At 70.5% G+C, this 24,303-nt stretch carries 18 protein-coding genes; 6 read left to right on the top strand and 12 right to left on the bottom strand.

Going from position 1 to position 24,303, the window contains the following annotated elements; all coding sequences use genetic code 11:
- Window positions 1-48: 48 nt before the first annotated feature.
- The 4 genes from K338_RS21795 to ku form a co-directional block, all read right to left on the bottom strand.
- Entirely contained in the window at window positions 49-735 is a 687-nt protein-coding gene (locus K338_RS21795) for a hypothetical protein (RefSeq protein ID WP_022918051.1), read from the bottom strand.
- A gap of 24 nt (window positions 736-759) precedes the next feature.
- Window positions 760-2,577, bottom strand: coding sequence for an ABC transporter ATP-binding protein (locus tag K338_RS0110075; protein WP_022918050.1), 1,818 nt, complete (start codon window positions 2,575-2,577; stop codon window positions 760-762).
- Window positions 2,577-4,421 carry an ABC transporter ATP-binding protein gene (locus tag K338_RS0110070; RefSeq protein WP_027286684.1) on the bottom strand — a complete coding sequence of 615 codons (1,845 nt, stop codon included), beginning with the start codon at window positions 4,419-4,421 and terminating at the stop codon, window positions 2,577-2,579. Before K338_RS0110070 ends, K338_RS0110075 begins: the two co-directional genes overlap by 1 nt.
- 192 nt (window positions 4,422-4,613) lie before the next feature.
- Window positions 4,614-5,564: a non-homologous end joining protein Ku gene (gene ku, locus K338_RS0110065; protein ID WP_022918048.1), complete on the bottom strand. Its 951-nt coding sequence runs from the start codon at window positions 5,562-5,564 to the stop codon at window positions 4,614-4,616.
- Between the two features lie 109 nt (window positions 5,565-5,673).
- On the opposite strand from ku, the gene K338_RS0110060 reads away from it, so the two are divergent.
- Window positions 5,674-8,133, top strand: a complete 2,460-nt coding sequence (locus K338_RS0110060; RefSeq protein WP_022918047.1) for an ATP-dependent DNA ligase — start codon at window positions 5,674-5,676, stop codon at window positions 8,131-8,133.
- Window positions 8,134-8,160: 27 nt separating this feature from the next.
- Here the strand turns inward: K338_RS0110060 and K338_RS21790 are convergent, their stop codons facing one another.
- Window positions 8,161-9,753 (bottom strand): MFS transporter, encoded by a 1,593-nt coding sequence (locus tag K338_RS21790; protein WP_245542939.1) that lies wholly within the window; start codon window positions 9,751-9,753, stop codon window positions 8,161-8,163.
- 241 nt (window positions 9,754-9,994) lie between these two features.
- On the opposite strand from K338_RS21790, the gene K338_RS0110050 reads away from it, so the two are divergent.
- Entirely contained in the window at window positions 9,995-10,834 is an 840-nt protein-coding gene (locus tag K338_RS0110050) for a LysR substrate-binding domain-containing protein (protein WP_022918045.1), read from the top strand.
- Window positions 10,835-10,970: 136 nt separating this feature from the next.
- Here K338_RS0110050 and K338_RS25540 read toward each other — a convergent pair whose 3' ends face one another.
- Window positions 10,971-11,507, bottom strand: a complete 537-nt coding sequence (locus K338_RS25540) for a hypothetical protein (protein ID WP_022918044.1) — start codon at window positions 11,505-11,507, stop codon at window positions 10,971-10,973.
- Between the two features lie 225 nt (window positions 11,508-11,732).
- On the opposite strand from K338_RS25540, the gene K338_RS0110040 reads away from it, so the two are divergent.
- Both K338_RS0110040 and K338_RS0110035 read left to right on the top strand, forming a co-directional pair.
- Entirely contained in the window at window positions 11,733-14,384 is a 2,652-nt protein-coding gene (locus tag K338_RS0110040) for an HNH endonuclease signature motif containing protein (RefSeq protein WP_022918043.1), read from the top strand.
- A 43-nt stretch (window positions 14,385-14,427) separates the two neighbouring features.
- Window positions 14,428-15,090 (top strand): DsbA family oxidoreductase, encoded by a 663-nt coding sequence (locus K338_RS0110035; protein ID WP_022918042.1) that lies wholly within the window; start codon window positions 14,428-14,430, stop codon window positions 15,088-15,090.
- A gap of 18 nt (window positions 15,091-15,108) precedes the next feature.
- Here K338_RS0110035 and K338_RS0110030 read toward each other — a convergent pair whose 3' ends face one another.
- Complete coding sequence (locus K338_RS0110030; RefSeq protein WP_022918041.1) at window positions 15,109-17,013, bottom strand: phosphoenolpyruvate carboxykinase (GTP); 1,905 nt, start codon at window positions 17,011-17,013, stop codon at window positions 15,109-15,111.
- Between the two features lie 127 nt (window positions 17,014-17,140).
- On the opposite strand from K338_RS0110030, the gene K338_RS0110025 reads away from it, so the two are divergent.
- Window positions 17,141-18,592: a helix-turn-helix domain-containing protein gene (locus K338_RS0110025; RefSeq protein ID WP_022918040.1), complete on the top strand. Its 1,452-nt coding sequence runs from the start codon at window positions 17,141-17,143 to the stop codon at window positions 18,590-18,592.
- Between the two features lie 19 nt (window positions 18,593-18,611).
- On the opposite strand, the gene K338_RS0110020 is transcribed toward K338_RS0110025, so the two are convergent.
- From K338_RS0110020 to K338_RS0110010, 3 genes are all read right to left on the bottom strand, one after another.
- Window positions 18,612-19,028 carry a QcrA and Rieske domain-containing protein gene (locus tag K338_RS0110020; RefSeq protein ID WP_022918039.1) on the bottom strand — a complete coding sequence of 139 codons (417 nt, stop codon included), beginning with the start codon at window positions 19,026-19,028 and terminating at the stop codon, window positions 18,612-18,614.
- A 68-nt stretch (window positions 19,029-19,096) separates the two neighbouring features.
- The gene (locus tag K338_RS0110015; RefSeq protein ID WP_022918038.1) at window positions 19,097-20,482 is read right to left on the bottom strand and encodes a dihydrolipoyl dehydrogenase family protein; all 1,386 of its coding nucleotides are present in this window, start codon (window positions 20,480-20,482) and stop codon (window positions 19,097-19,099) included.
- A 207-nt stretch (window positions 20,483-20,689) separates the two neighbouring features.
- Window positions 20,690-21,856 carry a Gfo/Idh/MocA family protein gene (locus K338_RS0110010; protein ID WP_022918037.1) on the bottom strand — a complete coding sequence of 389 codons (1,167 nt, stop codon included), beginning with the start codon at window positions 21,854-21,856 and terminating at the stop codon, window positions 20,690-20,692.
- Between the two features lie 158 nt (window positions 21,857-22,014).
- On the opposite strand from K338_RS0110010, the gene K338_RS21785 reads away from it, so the two are divergent.
- Complete coding sequence (locus tag K338_RS21785) at window positions 22,015-22,581, top strand: YbjQ family protein (RefSeq protein WP_022918036.1); 567 nt, start codon at window positions 22,015-22,017, stop codon at window positions 22,579-22,581.
- A 24-nt stretch (window positions 22,582-22,605) separates the two neighbouring features.
- On the opposite strand, the gene K338_RS0110000 is transcribed toward K338_RS21785, so the two are convergent.
- Both K338_RS0110000 and K338_RS0109995 read right to left on the bottom strand, forming a co-directional pair.
- On the bottom strand, window positions 22,606-23,667 hold the full coding sequence (locus K338_RS0110000) for a pirin family protein (protein ID WP_022918035.1): 1,062 nt from the start codon (window positions 23,665-23,667) through the stop codon (window positions 22,606-22,608).
- Window positions 23,664-24,008, bottom strand: coding sequence for a DUF488 domain-containing protein (locus K338_RS0109995; protein WP_022918034.1), 345 nt, complete (start codon window positions 24,006-24,008; stop codon window positions 23,664-23,666). Before K338_RS0109995 ends, K338_RS0110000 begins: the two co-directional genes overlap by 4 nt.
- Between the last annotated feature and the right edge of the window lie 295 nt (window positions 24,009-24,303).

Below are 24,303 nucleotides of genomic sequence, written 5' to 3'. Positions count from 1 at the left end.
CCCCTAGATCACGTAGGGAAGGTCAGGTCCGCGCCCCCCGCGGCGTCCCTACTGTACGCCCCCGCCCTGGGCATCCTGAGGTCTGGCGGGCGTGGCGTCGCTCTCACTCCGGTTGCCACCGGCGGCCTTCCCCCGGCCCCGCCGCAGCAGCCCGCGGCGCGGTGTCTGCTCACCCCGGCTGCTGCGCAGCTCGGCCCGGGACCAGCGCAGCCAGCGCCAGCCGAGCACCCCACCGACCACGCCGAGGAGCGCCAGCAGGGCTCCGATGAGCGTGGAACCGGTGAACGCGGGGGCACCGATGACCATGTCCAGGCGGGCGTCGTAGGCGGAGGATGTGCGGCCCACGTCGATCACCAGGGTGAGCACGTTCGGCAGCGCGAGCACTGCGGCAGCAGCGGCGACGATCAGCCGGGTGCGCCACTGCCAACGCGAGCGCACGGCGAACCAGATGATCGCAGCAGGCAGGGCAGTGAACACCACCCCGCAGGCGAGCCCTACGAGGATGCCGGCACTGGTGATGCCCTGCACCCAACCGGTGACCACGGCGGCCCACCAGCCGGGCAGCACGATGCTGCCGACCACACCGAGGAGCACCAGCACCACCAGCACCCCGAGCGCCACGGTGACGCGGCGCAACCACACCGGGGGAACGCCGTCCGCGAACCGCCAGCGGGACGGAGTGGGCACACCGGAGATCTCTGGTTCACCGGGCGACTGCGGATCGGCGCTGCTCATGTCCTCATCCTGGCACTGCCTGCCTCACACGAGCGAGTCCTGCCAGGCCTTGTGCAGTGCGGCGAACGAGCCGGTGCCGCTGATCAGCTCCTCCGGGGAGCCGTCCTCGACCACCTCTCCCTGGCTCATCACCAGCACCCGGTCGGCGATCGCCACCGTGGACAGCCGGTGGGCGATGATCAGTGCCGTCCGGTCCGCCAGCAGGGTCTGCAGACCGCGTTGCACCAGCCGCTCCCCGGGGATGTCCAAGGAGCTGGTCGCCTCGTCCAGGATGAGCACTGCCGGGTCGGCCAGGAACGCTCGGGCGAACGAGATCAGCTGCCGTTGTCCGGCGCTGACCCGCCCGCCGCGCTTGTTCACGTCCGTGTCGTAGCCGTCCGGCAGCGCGGTGATGAAGTCGTGCGCACCGACGGCGCGGGCGGCGGCCTCGATGTCCGCGTCCGGCGCGTCCGGCCGTGCCAGGGCGATGTTGTCCCGCACCGTCCCGGAGAACAGGTAGGCCTCCTGGGTGACCATCACCACCGCCCGGCGCAGGTCACGCGGGGCGACCTCGCGCAGGTCCACCCCGTCCAGGGTGATCCGGCCGTCGTTGACGTCGTAGAATCGGGCGACCAGCTTGGCCACAGTGGACTTGCCGGCGCCGGTCTGCCCGACCAGGGCGATGATCTGCCCGGAGGGGATGTCCAGGTCGAGGTTCGGCAGCACGGTCTCCTCGCCGTAGCCGAACCGGACGTGCTCGAAGCGCAGGTGCCCGGAGGCCTTCGGCAGCGTGACCGGCTGCTCCGCGGCACGCACAGTCGGCACCTCCTCGAGCAGCCCGGAGATCTTCTCCAGGGCTGCGGAGGCGGACTGGAAGGAGTTGTAGAACATGCCCATCTGCTGCACAGGCTGGAAGAACCGTTTGGTGTACAGCAGGGTGGCCAGCAGCGTGCCGACCTCCATACCGCCGTCCAGGACCCGGAAGGAACCGATGGCCAGTGCGACCGCCACGGTGACGTTGCCGATGAGCTGCAATGCCGGGTCGTAGATACCATTCAGGCCCATAGTGCGCACGTTGTTGCGCCGGTAGTCCTCGGTGAGCTCGCCGTAGACCACGTCATTGGCCTGCTCCCGGCGGAACGCCTGCACGGCGCGCATCCCGGTCATCGTCTCCACGAAGTTCACGATCAGCCGTGCGGAGGCCACCCGGGAGATGCGGTAGAGCACCTGGGAACGCTTCTGGAACCAGCGGGTGACCAGCCACACCGGCACGACCGCCACCAGCAGCACCAGGCCGGCGCGCCAGTCCAGCAGCACCAGGGAGATGCCGGTGAAGGTCATGAACAGCAGACCGGAGGCCAGTGACGTGATGCCGTTGTCGAGCAGCTCGCGCAGCGCCTCCAGGTCGGCGGTCTGCCGGGAGATGATCCGCCCGGAGGTGTAGCTCTCGTGGAACTCCAGGGAGAGACGCTGGGTCTGCCGGAACACCCGCTGGCGCAGGTCCAGCAGGATCGCCTGGCTGACGTTCGCGGCGAACCGGATGTACCCGGCGGTACCGCCACCAGCGACCATCGCGCACACCACGTAGGCGATGGCGAAACCGAGGACGGGACCCCAGTCACCGTCCATCGCGGCCGGCAGCCCGCGGTCCACGGCCCAGGCGATCAGCGCCGGGCCGGCCACCTTCGCCGCCTGGGCGAGCACCACCAGCACCACGGTGAGGGCGAACATCTTCCGTACCGGTGCGAGCAGACTGCCCAGCAGCCGCCGCGAGCGGCGCCGGACCTCCCGGGACCGGGTGCGGTCCAGGTAGCTGTTCTCCTCGTCAGCGACCCCCTGGGGGATCGGTGCAGCCGGGGGCATCAGACCACCGCCTTCGGTTCGGCACCGGTCTCCGCCTCCGGGCTGAGGCTGGAGATGACGAATCGGTAGTGCGCGTTCTGCGCGAGCAGGTCGCTGTGCGTGTCGACGGCGGTGATCCGCCCCTCCTGCAGCACTGCGACCCGGTCCGCCAGGGCGACCGTGGAGGGCCGGTGGGCGACCACCAGCGTGGTGGTCTCAGCCAGCTCTTGCCGCAGCTGTGCAGTGACCGCCTCCTCCGTGGACACGTCCAGCGCGGACAGTGGGTCGTCCAGCACCAGGATCTTCGGCCGGGCGGCCACGGCGCGGGCCAGGGCGAGGCGTTGGCGCTGGCCGCCGGACAGGCTCAGCCCCTCCTCCCCGATCGTGGTGTCCAGTCCGTGGGGCAGGTCGCGGACGAAGTCTGCCTGCGCCACGGTGACCGCCCGGTCCAGGTCCGCCTCGCTGCGCTGCCCCTCAGGGGCGCCGAGGAGCACGTTCTCCCGGACCGTGGCGGAGAACAGGGTGGCGTCCTCGAAGGCGATGGAGACGATCTCACGCAGGTCGTGGCGGCTCATCTCACGCACGTCCACACCGTCCACGCGAACGCTGCCGCTGGTGACGTCGAACAGCCGGGGCACCAGCGAGATCATCGTGGTCTTACCGCAGCCGGTCAGGCCGACCAGCGCCATCGTCTCCCCGGGGCGTACGTGCAGGTCGATGCCGTCGAGTACCTCGGTCCGGGGCGCCTCGCTCGGTCGGGCCGGATCGCGCCAGGCCTGATCCGGGGTGGGCTCGTCCGGGTACTGGAAGTGCACGTCGTCGAAGACCAGGTCGCCGACCACCTTCTCCGGCCGGATCGGGCGCGCTGGGTCGCGCAGCTCGTTCTCGGTGTCCAGCACCTCGAAGTACCGGTCCACCGCAGTCTTCGCGTACAGGGTCATCGACACCAGGTGGCCGAGCTGTTCCACCGGCCCGTTCACCACAGCGGCAGTGGCGAAGAACGCCAGCAGCGCGCCGACGCTGAGCTGGCCGTCGACGACCAGCCAGACACCGAGCAGCAGGCAGCCGCCGAGCACTGCCTCGGAGATGGTGGTGATCGCGAAGGTGAACCCGCCGAGGGTGCGGGCCTTGGACAGCTCGGTGCTGCGCAGCTCGTCAGCCTGGGCGGAGAAGCTCTGGTACGCCTCCCGGCCGCGGCCGAAGGCCTTGAGCACGCGGATGCCGTGCACCGACTCCTCCACTGTGGTGGCCAGGTCACCGGCCTGGTCCTGGCTGAGCCGGGAGATGCGGCGGAACCGCTGGGAGAACCGGTAGGAGAAGTACACCACCGGCAGCGCACCGCACAGGTAGGCGACCCCGAGGATGCCGCCCATGTGCACCATCAGCCCCACACCGACGCCAATGGTGGTGGTGTTCACCACCAGCATGATCAGCCCGAAGGACATCCAGCGGCGCAGCTGGCCGAGGTCTGCCATCGAGCGGGACAGCAGCTGCCCGCCGGGCCACTGGTCGTGGAAGGCGAGCGGCAGGTCCTGCAGGTGGCGGAACAGCGCCATCCGCATCGAGGCCTCCACCCGGGTGCCGGGGAACAGGATGAAGGCACGGCGGGCGGCGACCATCCCGGCCTCGAGCACACCGAGCCCGAGCACGAGCAGCACAGCGGACCACACCCCGGCACGGTCACCGCCGGCAGCGGAGCCCAGGAGCGGCCCGTTGACCGCCCACTCCAGCACCTGCGGGATGGACAGGGCGCACAGGCTGGCACCGAGTGCGCACAGCATGCCTGCGACCAGCCGGGGCAGAGCAGGTCGGAGGAAGGGATACAGTCGAGCGAGAGTGGCGACCACCGCGGTGCTCGGTGGCATCGACGCCGTGAGGTTCCGGTCAGCCGTGGTATGGCCAGAGGGCATGGTGAGTCGATGACCTCCTGGGTCTATCGAGGATCGGTCGGGCGCCGGCCGGTGAGGTGGGACAGACCCCCCGAACCGGGCAATCGTCGAGCCTACTCCAGCCGGGCGACAAAAGGCAGGGGGCACGCCATGATCGGGTAAGCGCTCTCAGGCAGGTTTCTCCTCGGCTTCTGCCTTCTTCTTCCCGCGCCCGCCCGCAGCGGACGGCTTCGAGGCCCCGGATCGCTTCGACGAGCCACTGCCGCCGGCAGCCTTCTTCGAACGGCCCCCTGACGATCCGCTGCGACCACCAGTGGCGCCGGGTCCACTGCTCGAACCGGCCCGGGCGGACCGGCTGGCCTCCACGCTGCGGCGCAACGCCTCCATCAGGTCGAGCACCTCACCACCGGTGTCCTCCTCCGCACCGGATGCGGCCTGCACGACATCCCCGGAGGCGAGCTTCTCCTCGATCAGCGTGCGCAGCTGCACCTGGTACTCGTCGGTGTGGCTGGCGGGGTCGAAATCGGCCTCGTAGCTGCGCACCAGCTGGGCAGACATGTCCAGCTCCCGCTCGCTGACCTTGGCATCGTCCAGGCCTTCGAACTCCGGTTCGCGGATCTCGTCGGCCCACAGCAGCGTCTGCAGCAGCAGCGCGTCCCCGCGCACCCGCAGCGCAGCGAGCCGGGTCTTCTGCCGAAGGGTGAAGGAGACGATCGCAGTGCGGTCGGTCTCCTGCAGGGTGCGGCGGAGCAGCACGTACGGCTTGGCCGAGGAGGAGGTGGGCGCCAGGTAGTAGGCGGAGCCGAACATGATCGGGTCGACCTGGTCGTTCGGTACGAACTCCAGGACGTCGATCTCCTTGCTGCGTTCGGCGGGCAGCGTGGCCAGGTCGTCCTCGGTGAGCACGACCGAGGCCTCGCCGTCGGTGAACGCCTTGTCGATGTGCTCGTACGCCACCACCTCACCGCACTTCTCACAGCGCCGCTGGTAGCGGATGCGGCCGCCGTCGGCGTCGTGCACCTGGTGCAGACGCACGTCGTGGCTCTCGGTGGCGCTGTAGACCGCGACCGGCACGTTCACCAGCCCGAAGGTCACCGCACCCTTCCAGATCGCCCGCATCGCCGCTCCTCTCCCCCGTGGCCTGCCAGCATCGTAGGCACGGGGATCTGCCGTGGTCTCCTAGTGAACACGTGATGCGCGGTGAACGCCAGCAGGCAAGGATGGGGTGATGGCCCGCAGCTCCACCCTGACCGAGCTCGACGGCCGGCGACTGCAGCTGACCAGCCTGGAGAAAGTGCTCTACCCAGCCAGCGGCACCACCAAGGCGGAGGTGATCGACTATTACCTGCAGGTGGCCGGCGCGATGCTGCCGCACTGTGCGGGCCGGCCGGTCACCCGCAAGCGCTGGGTGAACGGGGTGGGGACGGCCGAGGCGCCCGGCGAGGCGTTCTTCACCAAGAACCTGGACTCCGGCACCCCGGAGTGGGTGGTGCGGGCGGACCTGCAGCACTCCGACCACCGCAGCACCTACCCGTTGGTCAACGACCGGGCCTCGCTGGCGTGGATGGCACAGATGGCGGCGCTGGAGCTGCACGTGCCGCAGTGGCGCTTCGACTCAGCCGGCGTGGTGCGCCCACCGGACCGGATCGTGTTCGACCTGGATCCAGGTCCGGGCGTGGAGCTGGTGCAGGTGGCCGAGGTGGCCCGCTGGGTGCGGGACATCCTGGCCGGGATGGGGTGGGCCAGCGTGCCGGTCACGTCCGGCTCGAAGGGCATCCATGTGTATGCCGCGCTCGACGGCGGAGCCTCCGCTGATCAGGTCCGTTCTGTGGCGCAGGAGCTCGCCAAGGCGCTGGAGGCGGATCACCCGGACCTGGTGATCTCCCGGATGAAGCGGGCCGACCGCACGGGGAAGGTGTTCATCGACTGGAGCCAGAACCACGCGAACAAGACCACAGTGGCGCCATACTCCCTGCGGGGCACGCTCACCCCGCACGTGGCCGCACCCCGCACCTGGGCGGAGCTGGAGGACGCGGACCTGCACCAGCTCACCCCGCAGGAGGTAGTCGCCCGGCTGGAGCGGGACGGGGACCTGATGGCCGCGGGCCTGGCCGGGGTGGACACTGCCGATGCGCTGGCCGACTACCGCGGCAAGCGGCGCGCGGACCGCACCCCGGAGCCGGTGCCGGACGCTGTGGCCGAGCCGGGTGAGGAGGTGTTCGTGGTACACGAGCACCATGCCCGCCGGCTGCACTGGGACCTGCGGATGTCCTACCTGGGGGTGCTGACCAGCTTCGCCGTGCCGAAGGGGCTGCCCACCGACCCGGCCCGGCAGCACCTGGCGGTGCAGACCGAGGACCACCCGCTGGACTACCTCACCTTCTCCGGCACGATCCCGGCCGGGGAGTACGGCGCCGGGGAGATGACCGTCTGGGACACCGGCACGTTCGAGATCCACAAGTGGTGGCTCGGCAAGGAAATCATCGTGACCCTGCACGGTCGCGCCGACGGGCCGCTGGCCGAGCAGGAGCCGGCGAAGTTCGCGCTGATCTGCACCGATGCCAAGGAGCGCCAGTGGCTGGTGCACGCGATGAAACCGGGTGCGCCGCGCCGCTCCCCCAGCCGGGCCGGGGACCGGGCCGAGCACGCACCGCCCAGGGTGAGCACCGCCGTCACCGGTTCCGCCACCCGGACCCGCACCCCGGGTGAGCCCACCCCCGCCAAGACGAGCTCCGCCGTCGTGCGCCCGATGCTCGCCACCCCGGGCTCACCAGGCGACGTGGGCTCCGACTGGTCGATCGAGATGAAGTGGGACGGACAGCGCGTGCTCGCCCACGTGGTCGACGGCGGAGTGCAGCTGTGGGCCCGCAGCGGTCGCGACATCACTCCCAGCTATCCGGAGCTGGCCGAACTGGGCGTGCACGCGGACTCCGCCCTGCTGGACGGTGAGGTGGTCGCGCTGGATACCGAGGGGCGGCCCTCGTTCGCGCTGCTGCAGCCGCGGATGCAGGCGGCCCGGTCGGCGGAGATCGCTGCGGCGGCCCGGCACCAGCGGGTGCACTACCTGGTGTTCGACGTGCTGGAGGTGAACGGGCAGGACCTCACTCGGCAGCCCTACACCGACCGTCGGGACCTGCTGGCCCGGCTGGTGGAACCGACCGAGCACGTGCAGGTGCCCGAGGCGTTCGACGGCGACCTGGAGGCCGCGTTGGCCGCCAGCCGGGCGTACCGGCTCGAGGGGGTGCTGGCCAAGGACCCGGCCGGCCGGTATCTGCCCGGTCGCCGCTCGTCCACCTGGGTGAAGATCAAGCACACTGAGGCGGTGGACGTGGTGGTCTGCGGCTGGCGACCTGGGCGTGGGGAACGTGCCGGCCAGATCGGCTCGCTGCTGCTGGCCGTGCCGACCGGGGCCGGCGGGCTGCGGTATGTGGGGCGGGTGGGCACTGGCTTCTCGGCCGCGCAGACCCGTGACTGGGTGGCGATGCTCACCCCGGAGGAGGTCGAGGCGCCCGCCGTGGCGGACGTGCCTGCTGCCGATGCCCGGGACGCCCGCTGGTTGCAGCCGGTGCGGGTGGCCGAGGTGCTCTTCGGCGAGTGGACGCCGACCGGCCGCCTGCGGCACCCGCGCTGGCGGGGCTGGCGCCCGGACCTCACCCCGGCGGACATAGGCCCGCCGGATGCGGACTGAGCCCGCCGGACGTGGGTTGAGAGTCGGTCAGACCGGCCGGCGCACCAGGTACACGAAGGAGCGGGCGGAGCGTCGGGGCAGCCGTAGCGCCGGGCGCAGGTGTCCACGGCGAGCGAGGATCGTGCCCACCACCAGCGCACCGAGCAGCGGACCGGCGGCGCATGCGGCCAGGCCCGCGTGCGGGCCGCCCCACTCGCACACCCAGCCGATGATCACCCCGGACGCCGCCTGCGCGCCCATGTTGATCAGCACGTACAGCGACAGCACCCGTCCACGCATGGTCGGGTCCACGCTGGTCTGCACCAGGGTGTTCGACCGGGTCAGGTAGAGCAGGCTGGTGGCGCCCATCGCGTACAGCACGAGCAGGAACAGCGCAGTGCTGCCGACCAGGGCGGCGACCAGCTGCAGCACACCGAGCGTGGCGGCCCCACCGACGAGCGTGCGCAACCGCAGCCGTCGGGCCCGGCCGGCGAGCAGCGCCCCGGTGATGGCACCCAGTGCGAGCGTGGAGGTGAGCATGCCGTAACCGCTGGCGCCCAGGTCGATCACCTCGGCGGCGTAGGCGGTGAGCACGGTGGCCATGTTCACACCGGTGAGCGCCACGAAGCCCACAAGCACGCACGCCCAGAGGATCTCTGGGTGCTCGGCGACGTGCGCCAGGCCGGCACGCAGCTGACCCTTGGCGCGGCGCACCACCGGCACGGCGAACATCTCCGCCCGGCGCATCGAGTGGATCAGTGACGCTGCGGTGAAGCAGGCAAGCGCGTTCACCACGAACGCCCAGCCGCTGCCGACCAGGGCGATCAGCGCCGCGGCGAACGCCGGGCCGATCAGCGCACCGAGCTGGAAGATGGAGGTGTTCATGCTGATCGCGGGGCGGAGCAGCTTCGGGCCGGCGATCTCGTGCACGAACGCCTGCCGGGCGGGGTTGTCCACCACGATCGCCATCCCGCCGAGGAACGCGGAGGCCAGCACGTGCCAGGCCTGCACCACCCCGGCGAGGGTGAGCACGCCGACGGCGAGGGTGAAGAGGCCGAACAGGGACTGGGTGATGGTGAGGATCTTCCGCCGGTCGTACCGGTCGGCCAGCACACCGCCGAACAGTCCGAAGAGCAGCATCGGGGTGAACTGCATCGCCACGGTGAGCCCGACGAGGGCCGCAGAACCGGTGAGCTCGAGCATGAGCCAGTCCTGGGCCACCCGGGCTGCCCAGCCGCAGGTGCTGGTGAGCAGCTGGGCCTGTACGTAGAGGCGGTAGTTGCGCACCTTGAGCGCGTCCACCAGTCCGGTCTCTGACGACGGCGCAGCCTGGGTGCGCAGGCGGCGTTGCCGCGCGGAGAGGCTCGCCCAGGCGGGACGGCGGGTGGTTGCCAGGCGCACCATCGTGCTGGGCCTGGGCCTGGGCGTGGGCCTTGGCGTGGATCCGGGCGTGGGCGTGGGCGTGCCGGCGCGGGTAGCGGCGAGGCCGAGGTGGCGGTGCCGCCGGGATGGGCGCACCTTGGCCGGTCGGTTGTGCCGCCGGGCTCGGATGCGCTGTGCACGGGCCTCGCGGGCGGAGAGCGCGTCGCTGTCGGTGGTGGGGTCGGAGCAGGTGTCGGTGTCGAGTTCGGTGGCAGTCACGTATGGGGTCGCGGAATCAGGTGTGTCGTCGGTGGTGGTGGGCGGACAGGTCGGAGCCGAGCTGGCCGAGTGCACGGGAATCACTGCCGATGCTGAGAGTTCGGGCGTGTGGAAGGTGGTGCAGTACCACGCTAGGCAGCCACACGTCATTTATCCAACCTATAGCGCCTATAATTGCCATTGCGTCTCACAATGACCGGTCGTACGATGGTCGAATCGATACGACGAGGAGACGATCCCTTTGTTCGACCCGGTCCAGCTTCGAACGTTCCTCACGGTCAGTGAAACTCTGAACTTCACCGCAGCGGCAGCGCGCCTGGGCATCAGCCAGCCGACGGTGAGCCAGCACGTCGCCCGCCTGGAGCGCGCGGCCCACCGCCGGCTGGTGCAGCGGGACACCCACGAGGTCACCCTCACCGACAACGGCCAGGCGATGGCGGGCTTCGCCCGGACGATCCTGGCGGCCCATGACCAGGCGTCCGCCTACTTCACCGGGTCGGCGATGAGCGGACGACTACGGTTCGGCGCTGCGGACGACCTGGCCCTGACCCAGTTGCCGCGCATCCTGCGCGACTTCGGTCAGCTGCACCCCAGGGTCACGATGGAGCTGACCATCGCGCAGTCGCTGGTGCTGCACCGTCGCCTGCTGGCCGGCCACCTGGACCTGGTGTTCATCAAGCAGAACCCGGGTGACGGGGTGGGCCGACTGGTGCGGCGCGACCGGCTCACCTGGGTCGGGTTGCCCGGTGCCGCACTGGGCGAGGCGGACATCGTGCCGCTGATCACCTACCCCAACCCCAGCCTCTCCCGGGATACGGCGACCAGTGTGCTGGAACGCGCTGGGCGCACCTGGCGAGTCACCTGCACCACCCGGGAGATCAACGGGATGCTGGCCGCCGTGCGCGCCGGGCTCGGCATCACCGTGCTGGCACAGAGCCTGGTGCCCTCGGACCTGGTGGTGATGCCCGCCTCGAGCGCGCTACCAGAGCTCGGCGATGTGGACATGGTGCTGGTGGACAATCCGAACGCCCCGCGGGACCCGGTCGAGGCCCTGGCGGAGGCGATCCTGGGGCGACACTGATCAACCCGGACACGTCAACCCCGGTGCGGGACCTACGATCGCTGGCTCCGCCGTCCAGCAGGCTCGCTGAGGCCCCGCACACCGCAGCTGGACGACGCAGCCCTTGCTGCGCCGTCGACACTGCGCGCCGAGCGGCTCAGCCCTGCTGGCGCTTCTTGTCCTCCTGGACGAAGAAGTCGATCACCAACCGCCCCACGGTCAGCACCCCGAAGGCCAGCGCGCCGTAGAAGATCAGACTCGTCAGCCCGCCCAGCACCGAGGCGATGCCGCCGAACCGGATTGCCGAGAACTCGGCGATGGCATCAAGGATGGCGGTCAGAGCGAGCACACCGGAGAAGACGATGACAGCCAGGTAGGCGAGCTTGGCTGTCCGCTGGGTGCTCGAGACCGCGAAGGTGGTGTCGAACAGGCCAGAGCTCCCGGCGGTCGGGTACTGCCCACCGTAGGCGTAGCCGCCGGGCTGCTGCTGACCGAGACCAGGCTGCTGCGGTGCGGAGGGCTGCCCATATCCGTGCGCCGGAGGGGGCGGCGCCGAGGCCTGACCGTAGCCTCCTGGCGCTTGTGGCTGCTGCGGCGTCGAGGCCTGGCCGCCGCCCGCCTGTCCCTGCTGCGGGTAGCCGGGCTGCTGGCCGTATGCCTGCGGATCCCCCTGGGGGCCCTGGTACTGAGTCATTTCCAGCTGTGCCTTTCGTGACGCGGATGCTGCCGCCAACCCTATCTGTGTGCCGGAGTGCCCGACCGGGGAGAACTCCCCATCTCACGGCAGTGTCAGTGGTCGATGAGAACGTGTGAAGCAGTCGGATGGGCGCCACAGATCTGCTGGGGACCGGCGCCCATCCGACACCTGGAGCACAGCCGACCACTTGACAGCCACGACGAGAATTGATACATTTGTTCTATGCCGTTCGACGACGACGAGATCGACCCGGAGGCTCCCTCCTCCGGCGTCGAACCGCGTGCGGAGAACGCCAACGGGGCCGCCAGCTGCGAACACGAGGCGGGCATCGACGACGGAGCCGGCGAACGGCCAGTCGAGGATGAGGCTGCCACCGCCGACGAGGCCGGCGATCCACCAGCCGAGGACACCTGTGCCATCGCCGACGAGGACCCACCGGCCGAGGACGACGCCACCCCCGGGGACGAGCCGAGCGATGAGGATGAGCGCCAGCACTTCGTCACCCTGCCGGTCGGCCCAGAGATCGGGCTCACCGAGGTGGTGGCCGCCGCACAGGAGGTTGATCGCGCACAGGCCGCCTGGCACCCGGGGGTCAGCCACTCGCAGACCGCTGCCGTGCTCGGTGCTGCTGCTCCAGGAGCGTCGCTCGCCACGGCGCTCGAACAGGCGGCCGAGCAGGACAGCAGCGGCCGGGACCAGGCCGCCCGGGTGGAGCTGGTCGCGGCCTGCGACCGGATGATGGCCTACCTTTCCGGCCTGCAAGCGCGGTTCGCCGGAGAGTTCCTCGACCAGCGCGGGGGCTCGTCCGGGGCACTGACCGCCACGCACGACGAGATCTCCTGCCGGCTGGCGACGACCTCCTACGCTGCCGGCTCGATCATCTCCCGCGCGCTCGCACTGGAGGAGTCCCCTCGGCTCCGCGAGGCGCTGGCCAGCGGAGAGGTATCCGCCCGGAAGGTCGATGTGATCACCGCCGCGGTGGCCGGGATGGAACAGCGCGAGCGCATGGTGATCGAGGACTACGGCATCGAGCTGGCGCCCACGCACACTCCGCCCCAGCTGAAGAAGGCAATGGCAGCGGCGGTGATCGCGGCGGACCCGAGCAAGGCGAAGGAGCGGCACGAGAAGGAGGTCAAGGAGCGGTGCGTGACGTTCGAGCCGGCGCCGCACGGGATGTCCTGGCTGGGGGTCTACCTGCCCGCTGAGGACGGCCTGAGCATCTACACCTGCCTGGACGCGATCGCCGCCCAGCGCGCGGCCGACGACGACCGCAGTATCCACGCCCGCCGCGCCGATGCGCTCACCGAGATCTTTACCACGATGCTGGCCGACGGACAGCTGCGCGCTGGCAGCAACCTGCCCACCCACCACGGGCGGCTGCCGCACATCCACCTGTCCATCACCGCCCCGGTGCTCTCCGGCGACGAGCACACCCCAGCCCTGCTGCACGGTTACGGCCCGATCGACGCGGGGCACGCTCGCTCACTTGCCGAACGGGCCGGCGCTGCGGCGGGCCGGACCGACGGCACCGACCAGCCCCGTGGCGGGGCCAGCGGGTCCTCGTTTTTCAGGTCTCGGTCGCCGGGACGCAGCACAGCATCCGGCGCTCCACCGCCACACTCACGGTCCGGCAAGCACCGGAGCGGTTCGACGAACGCGGCACGCTCGGCAGCACCAGCTGGTACCGCCCTCCCGCCCCACAGTCCCAACGAGCTTTCTTCAGAAGCATCTGCAGCACGTGCGCAGGCAGCCGCGGGTTCAGCGAGCAGCCCGGACCCACGCCGCCCCAACCTGCAGCACGCTCTGCCGGGACCGTGCGCCGTTGCACCGGGAGTGCTGGTCAGCCTGGGCGCGCACCCAGGGGCCACCTGGTCCGAGCGGTGCGACCTGCTTGAGCGCCTCGGCCCCGATGCCACCATGAAGGAGCTCGATGCGATCCTCGGCCCCGCCGGTCCGTGGAAGGACCACCGATCGCGGGCGGAGGACGAAGAGATCTGGCGTCAGGTCCTCGACGTTCGAAGTTCCCCGCCCCGATCCCCCGGTTCACCGGAGGAACCTGATTCGGACGCCGGACTCCACAGCACCGATCCAGAGGATTCCGATGATATGAGCGATCCGGACGAGCTCGATGCCGAGTGGACCTGGCTGTGCCGGTACCTCCCCAGGCTCGACCCGATGTGGGGGCTGATCCCGCCGCCGCGGGCACCACACCTGCCCGATGGCACCAGTGCGCACACCCTCCTGCGCTGGCTGCGTGAGCACCCCGCTGACGCCGCCAACCGACCTCCGAACTGCGCACTCGTCGAGGAAGAGCTCGGCCTGATCTGCACGGACGCCTATGCCCCGTCCCGCCGACTGCGGTCCCGGGTCGTCGAGCGAGACCAGACCTGCCGGTTCCCGACCTGCCGGGTCCCGGCTTGGCGGTGCCAGCTCGACCACATCGTCCCTTTCGACGACTCTCTGCCCGCCTGGGCACAGACCGTCGAGACCAACCTGCACGCTCTGTGCACGCACCACCATCAGGTGAAGACCGCCACCATCTTCACTGTGGAGCGCGACCCGCGCACCGGGATCACCACCTGGCACGCACCCACCGGACACGTCTACACCCGGGCACCGGAGCACGCCGACTACACCGCCATCGGCCACCACCTGCGCGACGACTACGCCATGACGATCTGCGAGGAGGAGTCCCTGGTGGGTCTCGACGACCTGCCTTCGCAGACCGTTCCGGCCGGTGCCGACGTCGATGCCGATGTGCATCGCTGGCTACCGGAGAGCACTGCCCCGGCCAGCTCGCATCGTGCCAGCTGGCAGCGCACCACCAGCGCCTCGACGCCGACGAGCAGCTGGCCAGCTGAGCCGCCGTTCTGACCGCAACCGGAATGTCCGCACCGCCGCTCGGGTTGCACCACACATGAGCGCTGCACCATCGCTGACCGTGGACGTCTGGTCCGACATCGCCTGCCCCTGGTGCTACATCGGCAACCGGACGCTGGGCCAGGCCATCGAGAAGCACGACGGTGAGGTCACCGTCCGGTACCACTCCTTCGAGCTCGCACCGGACACCCCGGTGGACTACGAAGGCTCCGAGGTGGACTTCCTCGTGCAGCACAAAGGGATGCCGACCGAGCAGGTGCAGCAGATGCTGGGACAGGTGACCGCCACCGGCGCAGCCGCCGGCGTCACGTTCAACTTCGACACTGTCCGCCACACGAACACGCTTCGGGCGCACGAGGCCCTGCACCACGCAGCCGAACACGGACGGCAGGGCGCCCTGCTGGAGCGGCTGTTCCGCGCCTACTTCACCGAGGGCCAGCACATCGGACGTGACGCCACCCTTGCGGACCTCGCCGCCGAGGTCGGCCTGGACCGGGAGCTGCTGCTGGCAGACCTGGCCGCCGACCGGCACGCCACCGACGTACAGCGCGACCTCAACCACGCCCGCCAGATGGGGGTGCGCGGCGTGCCGTTCTTCGTCTTCGAGGGACAGTACGGCGTCTCCGGTGCGCAGAGCGCTGACACCTTCAGCGACGTGCTCTCCCGTGTCGCCGCCGAGGTCGGCGCCGCCCGCGCCTGACGCCCACCTCCGTCGCGCCTACCCGAGCCGCTCCCGCAGCGCGGCGAGCTGGTCCCGCAGGGCCTCCGGCAGCCGGTCGCCGAACTGCACGAAGTACTCCTCGATACTGTCCGCCTCAGCGTGCCAGGCGGCTGGATCCACGCGTTCCAGCTCGGCCAGGTCCTCAGCTGAGAGGTCGAGGCCGTGCAGGTGCAGCTCACCGTCCGCCGGCGCCAGGCCCAGCGGCGTCTGTTTGCCGGTCACCTCGCCCTCGACGAGCCGCAGCAGCCAGTCCAGCACGCGGGCGTTCTCGGCGAACCCGGGCCACAGGAACGAGCCGTCCGCCCCCTTCCGGAACCAGTTCACGGCAGCGATCTGCGGCGCGCGGGCACCCAGCTGCGCACCGACCGCGAGCCAGTGGCCGAAGTAGTCGGCCATGTTGTAGCCGCAGAACGGCAGCATCGCGAACGGGTCCCGGCGCATGTCACCGATCGTCCCCTCGGCGGCTGCCGTGCGCTCCGAGGAGATGCTGGCACCGAAGAACACGCCGTGCTCCCAGTCCCTGGCGGCGGTGACCAGCGGCACGTTCGTCGCGCGCCGGCCGCCGAACAGGATGAGGTCCAGCGGCACTCCCGCACCGTCGTCCCAGTCCGGGTCGATGATCGGGCACTGCGCCGCCGACACGGTGAACCGCGAGTTCGGGTGCGCGGCAGGGCGGCCGGTCTCAGCCGCAACCTGTGGCGTCCAGTCCTCGCCGAGCCAGTCGACCAGGTGGTCCGGTGGTTCGGGGGTGAGACCCTCCCACCACACGTCGCCGTCATCGGTGCGGGCCACGTTGGTGAAGATGACGTCGTGGGTCAGCGTCTCGACGGCGGTGGGGTTGGTCCGCACCCCGGTGCCCGGTGCCACCCCGAAGAACCCGGCCTCCGGGTTGATCGCCCACAACCGACCGTCTTCGCCAGGGCGTAGCCAGACGATGTCGTCGCCGAGCGTGGTCACCGTCCACTCCGGCAGCGCCGAACGCAGCATCGCCAGGTTCGTCTTCCCGCAGGCGGAGGGGAACGCCGCCGCCACGTGGAACCGCCGGCCGTCGGCGTGGGTGAGCCGGATGAGCAGCATGTGCTCAGCGAGCCAGCCCTCGTCCCGGGCCAGCGCCGAGGCGATCCGCAGCGCGTAGCACTTCTTCCCGAGCAGCGCGTTGCCGCCGTACCCGGACCCGTAGGACCAGATCTCCCGGTCCTGCGGGAAGTGGCTGATGTACTTCGTCTCGTTGCACGGCCACGGCACGTCCGCGCGCTCCGAACCGTCATCGCCCACCAGCGGCATCCCCACTGAGTGCACCGCGGGCACCCACTCGTCGCCCGCCTCGACCTGGGCCAGCGCCGCCTCACCCATGCGGGTCATGATCCGCATGCTCACCACCACATATGGCGAGTCCGTGATCTCGATGCCCACCTTGGCGGTCGGTCCCCCGACCGGCCCCATGGAGAACGGCACCACGTACATGGTGCGCCCGCGCATGCTCCCGGCGAACACGTGCGCCAGCTCGGCGCGCATCTGCGCCGGGTCGCGCCAGTTGTTGGTGGGTCCGGCGTCCGCCTCGTCCTCGGCGCAGATGAACGTCGCGGCCTCCACCCGGGCGACGTCTTTCGGGTCAGAGCGGGCCAGGAAGGAGCTGGGCCGCAGCTGCGGGTCGAGGCGGACGAACGTGCCCGCCGCGCACAGCTCCTCGTTCAGCCGGTCTCGCTCCACCTCGCTGCCGTCGCACCAGACGACGGCATCCGGCTCGGTCAGGTCCGCCACCTCGGCCACGAAGTCGCGCGCCGCACCCAGACCGCGTGGCAGCGTGTGCCCCGGTTTCCGGTGCGGCGTGGGCAGTGGTTTCTGGTGCGAAGCCTCCGCGCCGGGCGTGGTGCGGTCCTGCAGGTCGAGGGCGCTGCGCATGAGGTGCCTTTCGTCGCGATGGTCGCCGTGGTTCCTCAAGGCGATACCTGGACTCTTCTGCATCTCCGCGCGCTCTTGAAGGTGAGAATTGCTGCAATTTCTACATAAGTTGCCGTATCGTCAATTCATGGCTGACGAGCGCACCGACCCGGTCACCCTCGGCAAGCGCATCCGACACTTCCGCACCCGCGGCGACCTCACCCTCGCCCAGCTCGCCGAGGCGACCGGTACCACCGCCAGCCAGCTGTCCCACATCGAGAACGGACGACGGGAACCACGGCTGTCGCTGCTGCAGTCGATCGCCGCCACCTTGGGCACCACAGCGGCTGAGCTGCTGGAGTCCGCACCTCCCCCGGACCGGAGGGCGGCCCTGGAGATCGAGCTGCACCGCGCGCAGTCATCCCCGCTGTTCGCGGCGCTCGGAGCCCCGGCGGTACGCCCCACGAAGTCGTTGCCGATCCCGGTGCTGGAGTCCCTGGTCGCGCTGCACCGCGAGCTGGCCCGCCGTGCCGCTGAGGCGATCGCCACCCCGGAAGAAGCTCGGCGGGCAAACACCAAGATGCGCCTGGCGATGCGGGCGGCGAACAACTACCTACCAGAGATCGAGGAGCTCGGTGAGGAGGTGATCCGCAAGGCGGGGTACATCTCCGGGGCGCTCACCCACTCCACTGTCTCCACCCTGGCCCGCTCACTCGGCTTCGAGATCATCCACGTGCCCGACCTGCCGCACTCCACCCGGACTGTCACCGACCTGGAGAACGGCCGAATCTACCTGCCGCCGGCCTCCATCCCCGGCGGTCACGGTCTGCGTTCCTTAGCGCTGCAGGCGATCGGGCACCGGCTGCTCGGGCACACCCAACCCACCAGCTATGGCGACTTCCTGCACCAGCGGATGGAGATCGCCTACTTCGCCGCCACCTGCCTGATCCCGCGCAGCGCAGCACTGGAGTTCCTCCAGCCACGGCTGCGGGCGAAGGACTTGGCGATCGAAGACTTCCGGGACGCGTTCGGCGTCACGCACGACTTCGCGGCGATCCGGTTCACCAACCTGGCCACCTCGCACCTGGACCTGCCGGTGCACTACCTGCGGGTGAACGAGGACGGCGCCCTGTTCAAGGGATACGAGAACGACGGGGTCACGTTCACCGCCGACGTCACCGGTGCGATCGAGGGGCAACCGGTGTGCCGGCACTGGGCCGCCCGGACCGCGTTCGCCCGGCGCACCCGCACCACCGAGTTCCACCAGTACACGGACACGGCGAAGGGGACCTTCTGGTGCTCCACGCAGACCGGGGCTACCGACTCCGGTGAGTTCTCCATCACCCTCGGGGTACCGTTCGCGCACGCGAAGCACTTCCGCGGCCGGGAGACCAAGCGCCGGGCCACTTCCACCTGCCCGGAGAAGAGCTGCTGCCGGCTCCCGGACGAAGCACTCAGCGAGCGCTGGCAGCAGGCGTCTTGGCCGAGTGCCGTCTCCCATGCCCAGATCCTCGGCCCGTTGCCCGCCGGAAGGTTTCCCGGGGTGGACGACACCGAGGTGTACCACTTCCTCGAGGCGAACGCCCCGGAGCCGGAGTAGCGCAGGGCCCGGGAGCACGTTACTGGGTGACGACGTTCCCGTCCTGGATCCCCACCGGGAACTCCGGCAGCGGTTCCTCGGCCGGCCCGCTGATCACCGACCCGTCGGTGAGCGCGAACTTCGACCCGTGGCACGGGCAGTGCAGGTCCTCTTCCTCGGCGCGCACTGTGCAGCCCTGGTGGGTGCAGATCGCGCTGAACGCACGCACCTCCTGCTCGCCCTCACGGACCACGGCGACCTCGACGCCGTCGCTGGTGGTGACCACCTTCGCCTGACCGACCTCCAGCTCGTTCACGCTCAGCAGCACCACGCCCGCCTCCGGGGCGTCCACAGCGTTGCGGTCCTCGGTGCAGGCAGCAAGCGCGAGCAGCCCAGCACCGGCACCGGTGGCGGCCAGTACCTGACGACGAGCGAGGCAACTTCCAGGGCGCACCATGCTCGCCAGTGTAGGCCGGGAACTCTCGGTCCCGGACCGCGCCGCAGCCGACACCGTCGCCGGTCCGGTCATGCTTCTGCGAGCCACTGTTGGGCCGCGTCCAGCACAGCCCGGTGGAAGGTGGGGAAGGCGTAGATCATCCTGCTCAGCGCGTGCACGCTGAGCCGCTGGGCCACAGCCACGGTGAGCAGCCCGAGCACCTCTCCCCCGCGCGGGCCGGCCGACGTGGCCCCGAGCAGCATCCCGGACTCGGCGTGCGCGAGCAGGCTGATCACGCCGTCGTTGCCCGGCCCGTGGATGAAGCCGCGGGACGACTGGGACACCGCCACGCTCGTGCTGCGCACCGGGATGCCCTGCTCCCGCGCCTGCGCCTGCGTGAGCCCGACGGCGCCGACCTCCGGGTCGGTGAAGGTCACCCGAGGCACCGCGTGGTACTCGGCCGGTTCGGTGTCCTCCCCGCGCAGGTGCGCCAGGGCCACGCCGGCCTGGTACATCGACACATGCGTGAACGCGCCCTCGCCGGTCATGTCCCCGATCGCGTACAGCGCCTCGAGCGCTTCACCGTCGCCGCCGATGACCCGACAGAACTCGTCCACGGCCACGGCGCGCCCGGAGGTGTCCACGCCGAGGGTTTCCAGCCCGAGCCGGTCCAGTCCCAGGTCCCGGCCGGCGGCCACCAGTAGCCGCTCCGCGTGCAGCTCCCGCTCACCGACCATCACCGTGAGCACCTCGCCGTCGCTACGCACGGAGGATGCGCCGTCACCGGTGAGCACCTCGATGCCCTCGACCCGGAACACCTCGGCGAGCACCTCGCTCGCCGCGGGCTCCTCCCCGGGCAGCAATCGGTCGGCCATCTCCACCACAGTGACCTGGGTGCCGAACCGGGCGAACGCCTGCGCGAGCTCCGCCCCGATCGGCCCGCCGCCGAGCACCACCATCGACTCCGGGGCGGTGGTGGCGCGGACCGCGTCCCGGTTGGTCCAGTAGGGCACGTCCTCCAGGCCCGGGATCGGCGGGATCGCCGGGGCGGTGCCGGTGTTCAGCACGACGGCGCGGCGTGTGTGGATCTGTTCGCCACCTACCTGCACCGTGCGTGGGGCAAGGAGGCGGCCATGGCCGCGCACCAGCCGCCCGCCCTGGCTCACGAACCGGTCGGCGGCTACGGAGTCGTCCCAGTCGGTGGTGGCCTCGTCGCGAATGCGGGTGGCGACCGGGGACAGGTCCGGGTGCACCTCGGCCTGGCCGGCCACCTCGTTCACCCGCCGTGCCTCGGCGAGCGCGTCAGCCGACCGGATCATCATCTTCGTCGGGATGCAGCCGTAGTAGGGGCACTCCCCGCCGACCAGGTTCGCCTCGATGCCCACCACGTCCAGCCCGTCGGCAGCCAGCTCGCCAGCGAGGTGCTCCCCGCCCGGCCCCATCCCGATCACGACGACGTCTGCTCGCTCGGTCATGGCCCTTCCCTTCGTCGTGTGCTCACCCCTCGATCGTCACGCGGGAACGGGAGGTCGGCCACTTGGGAGCTCAGCTCGCCACGCGGCGGCGGACCGGCAGGCGGGAGCGGCTGAGCAGCCAGCCGGCGGCCATGGCAGCCAGCGGCAGCCCGGGCAGGAGGAGCGCTACATGTGGCCACGGCACGATGGTGCCATCCTCGCCATCGGTCAGCTCCGCTCGGGGAACGTTCCTTCCGCCCGGATCCGCTGGTTCAGCTCAGCCAGGTAGAGCTCCTCGTCGAAGTCGATCGGGACCTCCTTGCCGAGCCAGGCGGACAGGTGGATGGCGTTGGCCAACCGGACCCCGTGCATCCCGTCCGCTCCGGGAGCCAGGAGAGGTTCGCCGTCGAGGATGTGTGCGGCGAAGTTGCGCAGCACCTCCCCGTGCTGAGAGCCCCAGGCGGAGTCGAAGGAGATCTCCTCAGTCTCCTGGTACTGCTCCAGATGCATCTCGCCGCGGAACATCTTGCGCACGTCCTCGGGGGCGATCGACGCCGAGATGTCCACCTCGTCCTGGCTGAGCCGGGTCACGGTGGCCACGCTCGACCCGTCGACCACAATCTTGCCCCGGTCGCCGAGGATCTCGAACCTGTCGGTGCCGACGAGGTCGTGGGTGGCGGTGATGAACACACCGGTCACACCGTCGCCGTAGTCGGCCACGGCGGTGACCTCGTCCTCCACGGCGATGTCCCGGCGGAAGCCGAACCCGGCCTTGGCGAACACGGACTTCGGCACCCCGCAGATCCACTGCCACAGGTCGAGCTGGTGCGGCGCCTGGTTCACCAGCACTCCCCCGCCCTCACCGCCCCATGTGGCCCGCCAGGCGGACTGCTCGTAGTAGCCCTGCGGGCGCCACCAGGTGGTGATCGTCCAGGTGCTGCGCCGGATCGCACCGATCTCCCCAGCGTCGATGATCTCCTTGATCCGCCGGTACAGCGGGTTGGTGCGCTGGTTGAACATGATGGCGAACGTCAGCTCCGGCTTCGCCTCGGCAGCCTCGATCAGCTCGCGGACCTGCTTGGTGTAGACCGCGGCGGGCTTCTCCACCAGCACGTGCAGCCCGGCATCCAGCGCCGCTATCGCCACCGCCGGGTGGTCGTAGTGCGGCAGCGTGGTGATCACCGCATCTACCTGCCCGCCGGCGATCAGCTCCTCGTGTCCCTCGTGCAGCGGCGTGTCCGGGTGCTCGCGGGCCACCACCTCCCGACGCGCCGGGTTCCGGTCCGCGATCGCACCGAGCGTCATTCCCGGCACCTGCCCGCCGGCGATCATCTGCGCGTACACCGACCCCTGGGCCCCGTAGCCCACGATTCCCAGTCTGACCTCTCGCGTCACTGCGCGTCCTCTCTGCTCGCGAAACCACCCCGAGCCTAGGCGGCGACCTCGCACGCGCCCGCCGGTTGCCGAAAGTTGCCGACCTGACCCGCGAACCTGCTTGCACGGGGAGAGGTCCCCAGCCGCCGGCGCCCCGGCACTTGCCCCAAGGTGCAAAGATGGCACCCATGATCGTTGTCACCACGAACGAGATCCCTGGCTACCGCGTCGAGGCCGTGATGGGCGAGGTGATGGGCCTGACGGTCCGTTCCGCCAACATCGGGCAGAACTTCGTCGCCAGCTTCCGCTCCATCGGCGGCGGTGAGGTGACTGAGTACACCAAGCTCGTCTACGAGTCCCGTCAGGAGGTCATGAACCGGATGACCACCGAGGCGCAGCGACGTGGCGCGAACGCGGTGATCGGCATGCGCTTCGACACCGGCGACATCGCCCAGGCGTTCTCCGAGGTCTGCGCCTACGGCACTGCGGTGTACGTGGTGCCGCTCGGTGAGGACGAGGAGGGGCACACCCCGCAGTCCGCGCAGTTCGCCGACGGTGGTTCGCAGCAGGGCCCCTCGGCCTCCCAGCCGGTCACGCCCCCGCCGCCGCCAGCCGCCGGGTACGACGCGCAGGTGCCGCAGCCGCCACAGGCGCAGCCGCCACAGGGCCAGCAGGGGTACGGTCAGCAGCCGCCGCCCCCGCCGCCGCCGGCCCCTGGGTACGGCCAGCAGGGCTACGGCCAGTAGCTTCCCGCTCGCACCCGCCCGCGCTCAGCGTCCACCGGGCTGCTCGCGCGGGCGGATGCGCACGTTCGGCAGCACCGGGGCAGGCAACGGGGCACCCGGGTCGTCCTCGGGCAGCCCGAACGACGGCGGAGCCACAGTCTGTGTCTCGCCTGCTGTTCCGTAGAGGTGCTCAGATGAGTCGGCGCGCCGTTCGGGGCGACCGATCTGCTCCTGCCAGGCGGTCCGGAACGCGACGATCTCCTCGTGGCTGCGACCCACGAAGTTCCACCACATGACGATCTGCTCACCCAGCGGCGGGCCGCCGAACAACACCAACCGGACTGCTCGGTCCCCTGCGGCCAGCTGCAACCGGCGCTCCCCGGCCCGGCGGTAGGCCAGGTGGTCGGCCGGCACCGGCTGCTCGTCGACCGTGACCTCACCGGTGTCCACCAGCACACCGTGCTCGAAGTCCGCAGCGACGTCCACGTCCAGCGTGCGCCCCGGTTCCAGCCGGACCTCCGCGGCGAGCATCGGGGTGGCGGTTGGCACCGGTGCAGTGTCGCCGAACCCCGTGCCCAGGAACACCTGCGCGGACCAGCCCGGGCCGGTGCGCACGGGCGGGGTGTAGTGGTCGAACCGGCGCGGACCGAACCGGGACTCCTCCGGCAGCGCCACCCACATCTGCACCCCGTGCAGCTCGGGGGACGGCCCGCTGCTGCGTTCGGAGTGAGAGATCCCGGATCCTGCCGTCATCAGCGACAGCTCTCCGGGCCGGACCACCGCCCGGTGCCCGGCGCTGTCGGCATGGGTGATCTCCCCGGAGAACAGCCAGCTCACCGTGGCCAGCCCGGTGTGCGGGTGCGGCGGCACGTCCATGCCGCCGGTGCTGGCGACCTCGTCCGGGCCGTAGTGGTCCAGGAAGCACCAGGCGCCGATCAGGGACAGCGCCCGCTGCGGCAGGGGGCGCCGCACCGACATGGCCCGCGGTCCGCCGAGCGGGACCTCGCGTGGGGTGAGCACCCGGATGGTGGGGGCAGCATCTGAGGAGGCTGCGCCGTCGTCGGCAGCACAGACCACCTCCGACGGCTTGGTCTCGACGTTGCTCACTTGCCGACCATCTGCAGCAGCACCGGCACCTGGCTGAGCTTCAGGTCCTTCGTGGCGGTGACCAGCGTGACCGGTCCCTCCTCGGCCAGGTCGCGCAGGTCCGCCAGTGCGCTGGCAGCCGGCTCTTCCTTCAGCTCGGCCCGGTAGCGCTTGGCGAACTCCGCCTTCTTCTCCTCCTCGTGGCCGTACCACTTGCGCAGCTCGGTGCTCGGCGCCACGTCTTTCAACCAGTGGCCCACCCGCGGATCCTCCTTGCGCATCCCGCGCGGCCAGACCCGGTCCACCAGCACCCGGGTGCCGTCGTCGTCGCTCACCTCGTCATACACACGTGCACTACGCATGCCGCCATCATCTCTCGCCAGCCCGGCGCCCGCCTCCCGGTGGCCGCTGCAGGCGCTCAGCCGACCTCGGTGAGGATGCGTACGATCGTCTGCCCGGGGCGCTGTGGGGCGGACACGACCGCCTCCGCGTCCAGCACGTAGGAGAAGGGCTGCAGGGCCACCAGCTTCAGTGCGGTGCCCCCTCACCGGCGGCAAGCTCGGCCACGATCAGCATCCGTTGCGGGCTCGCCGCCGCAGCGAGCACAGTGCTCAGCTGCTCCACGTTCACCATCGACTTCCTCCTGCAAGAAAAGCA

The sequence above is a fragment of the Ruania albidiflava DSM 18029 genome (assembly GCF_000421225.1).
Classification (GTDB): domain Bacteria; phylum Actinomycetota; class Actinomycetes; order Actinomycetales; family Beutenbergiaceae; genus Ruania; species Ruania albidiflava.
This window is presented reverse-complemented; position numbering and strand designations above follow the sequence as displayed.

Bases quoted from the DNA above. Each gene is read 5' to 3' on its own strand.
- K338_RS21795 (WP_022918051.1), bottom strand. From the start codon at position 735: ATGAGCAGCGCCGATCCGCAGTCGCCCGGTGAACCAGAGATCTCCGGT.
- K338_RS0110075 (WP_022918050.1), bottom strand. From the start codon at position 2,577: ATGCCCCCGGCTGCACCGATCCCCCAGGGGGTCGCTGACGAGGAGAAC.
- K338_RS0110070 (WP_027286684.1), bottom strand. From the start codon at position 4,421: ATGCCACCGAGCACCGCGGTGGTCGCCACTCTCGCTCGACTGTATCCC.
- ku (WP_022918048.1), bottom strand. From the start codon at position 5,564: ATGCGGGCGATCTGGAAGGGTGCGGTGACCTTCGGGCTGGTGAACGTG.
- K338_RS0110060 (WP_022918047.1), top strand. From the start codon at position 5,674: ATGGCCCGCAGCTCCACCCTGACCGAGCTCGACGGCCGGCGACTGCAG.
- K338_RS25540 (WP_022918044.1), bottom strand. From the start codon at position 11,507: ATGACTCAGTACCAGGGCCCCCAGGGGGATCCGCAGGCATACGGCCAG.
- K338_RS0110040 (WP_022918043.1), top strand. From the start codon at position 11,733: ATGCCGTTCGACGACGACGAGATCGACCCGGAGGCTCCCTCCTCCGGC.
- K338_RS0110035 (WP_022918042.1), top strand. From the start codon at position 14,428: ATGAGCGCTGCACCATCGCTGACCGTGGACGTCTGGTCCGACATCGCC.
- K338_RS0110030 (WP_022918041.1), bottom strand. From the start codon at position 17,013: ATGCGCAGCGCCCTCGACCTGCAGGACCGCACCACGCCCGGCGCGGAG.
- K338_RS0110025 (WP_022918040.1), top strand. From the start codon at position 17,141: ATGGCTGACGAGCGCACCGACCCGGTCACCCTCGGCAAGCGCATCCGA.
- K338_RS0110020 (WP_022918039.1), bottom strand. From the start codon at position 19,028: ATGGTGCGCCCTGGAAGTTGCCTCGCTCGTCGTCAGGTACTGGCCGCC.
- K338_RS0110015 (WP_022918038.1), bottom strand. From the start codon at position 20,482: ATGACCGAGCGAGCAGACGTCGTCGTGATCGGGATGGGGCCGGGCGGG.
- K338_RS21785 (WP_022918036.1), top strand. From the start codon at position 22,015: ATGGCACCCATGATCGTTGTCACCACGAACGAGATCCCTGGCTACCGC.
- K338_RS0109995 (WP_022918034.1), bottom strand. From the start codon at position 24,008: ATGCGTAGTGCACGTGTGTATGACGAGGTGAGCGACGACGACGGCACC.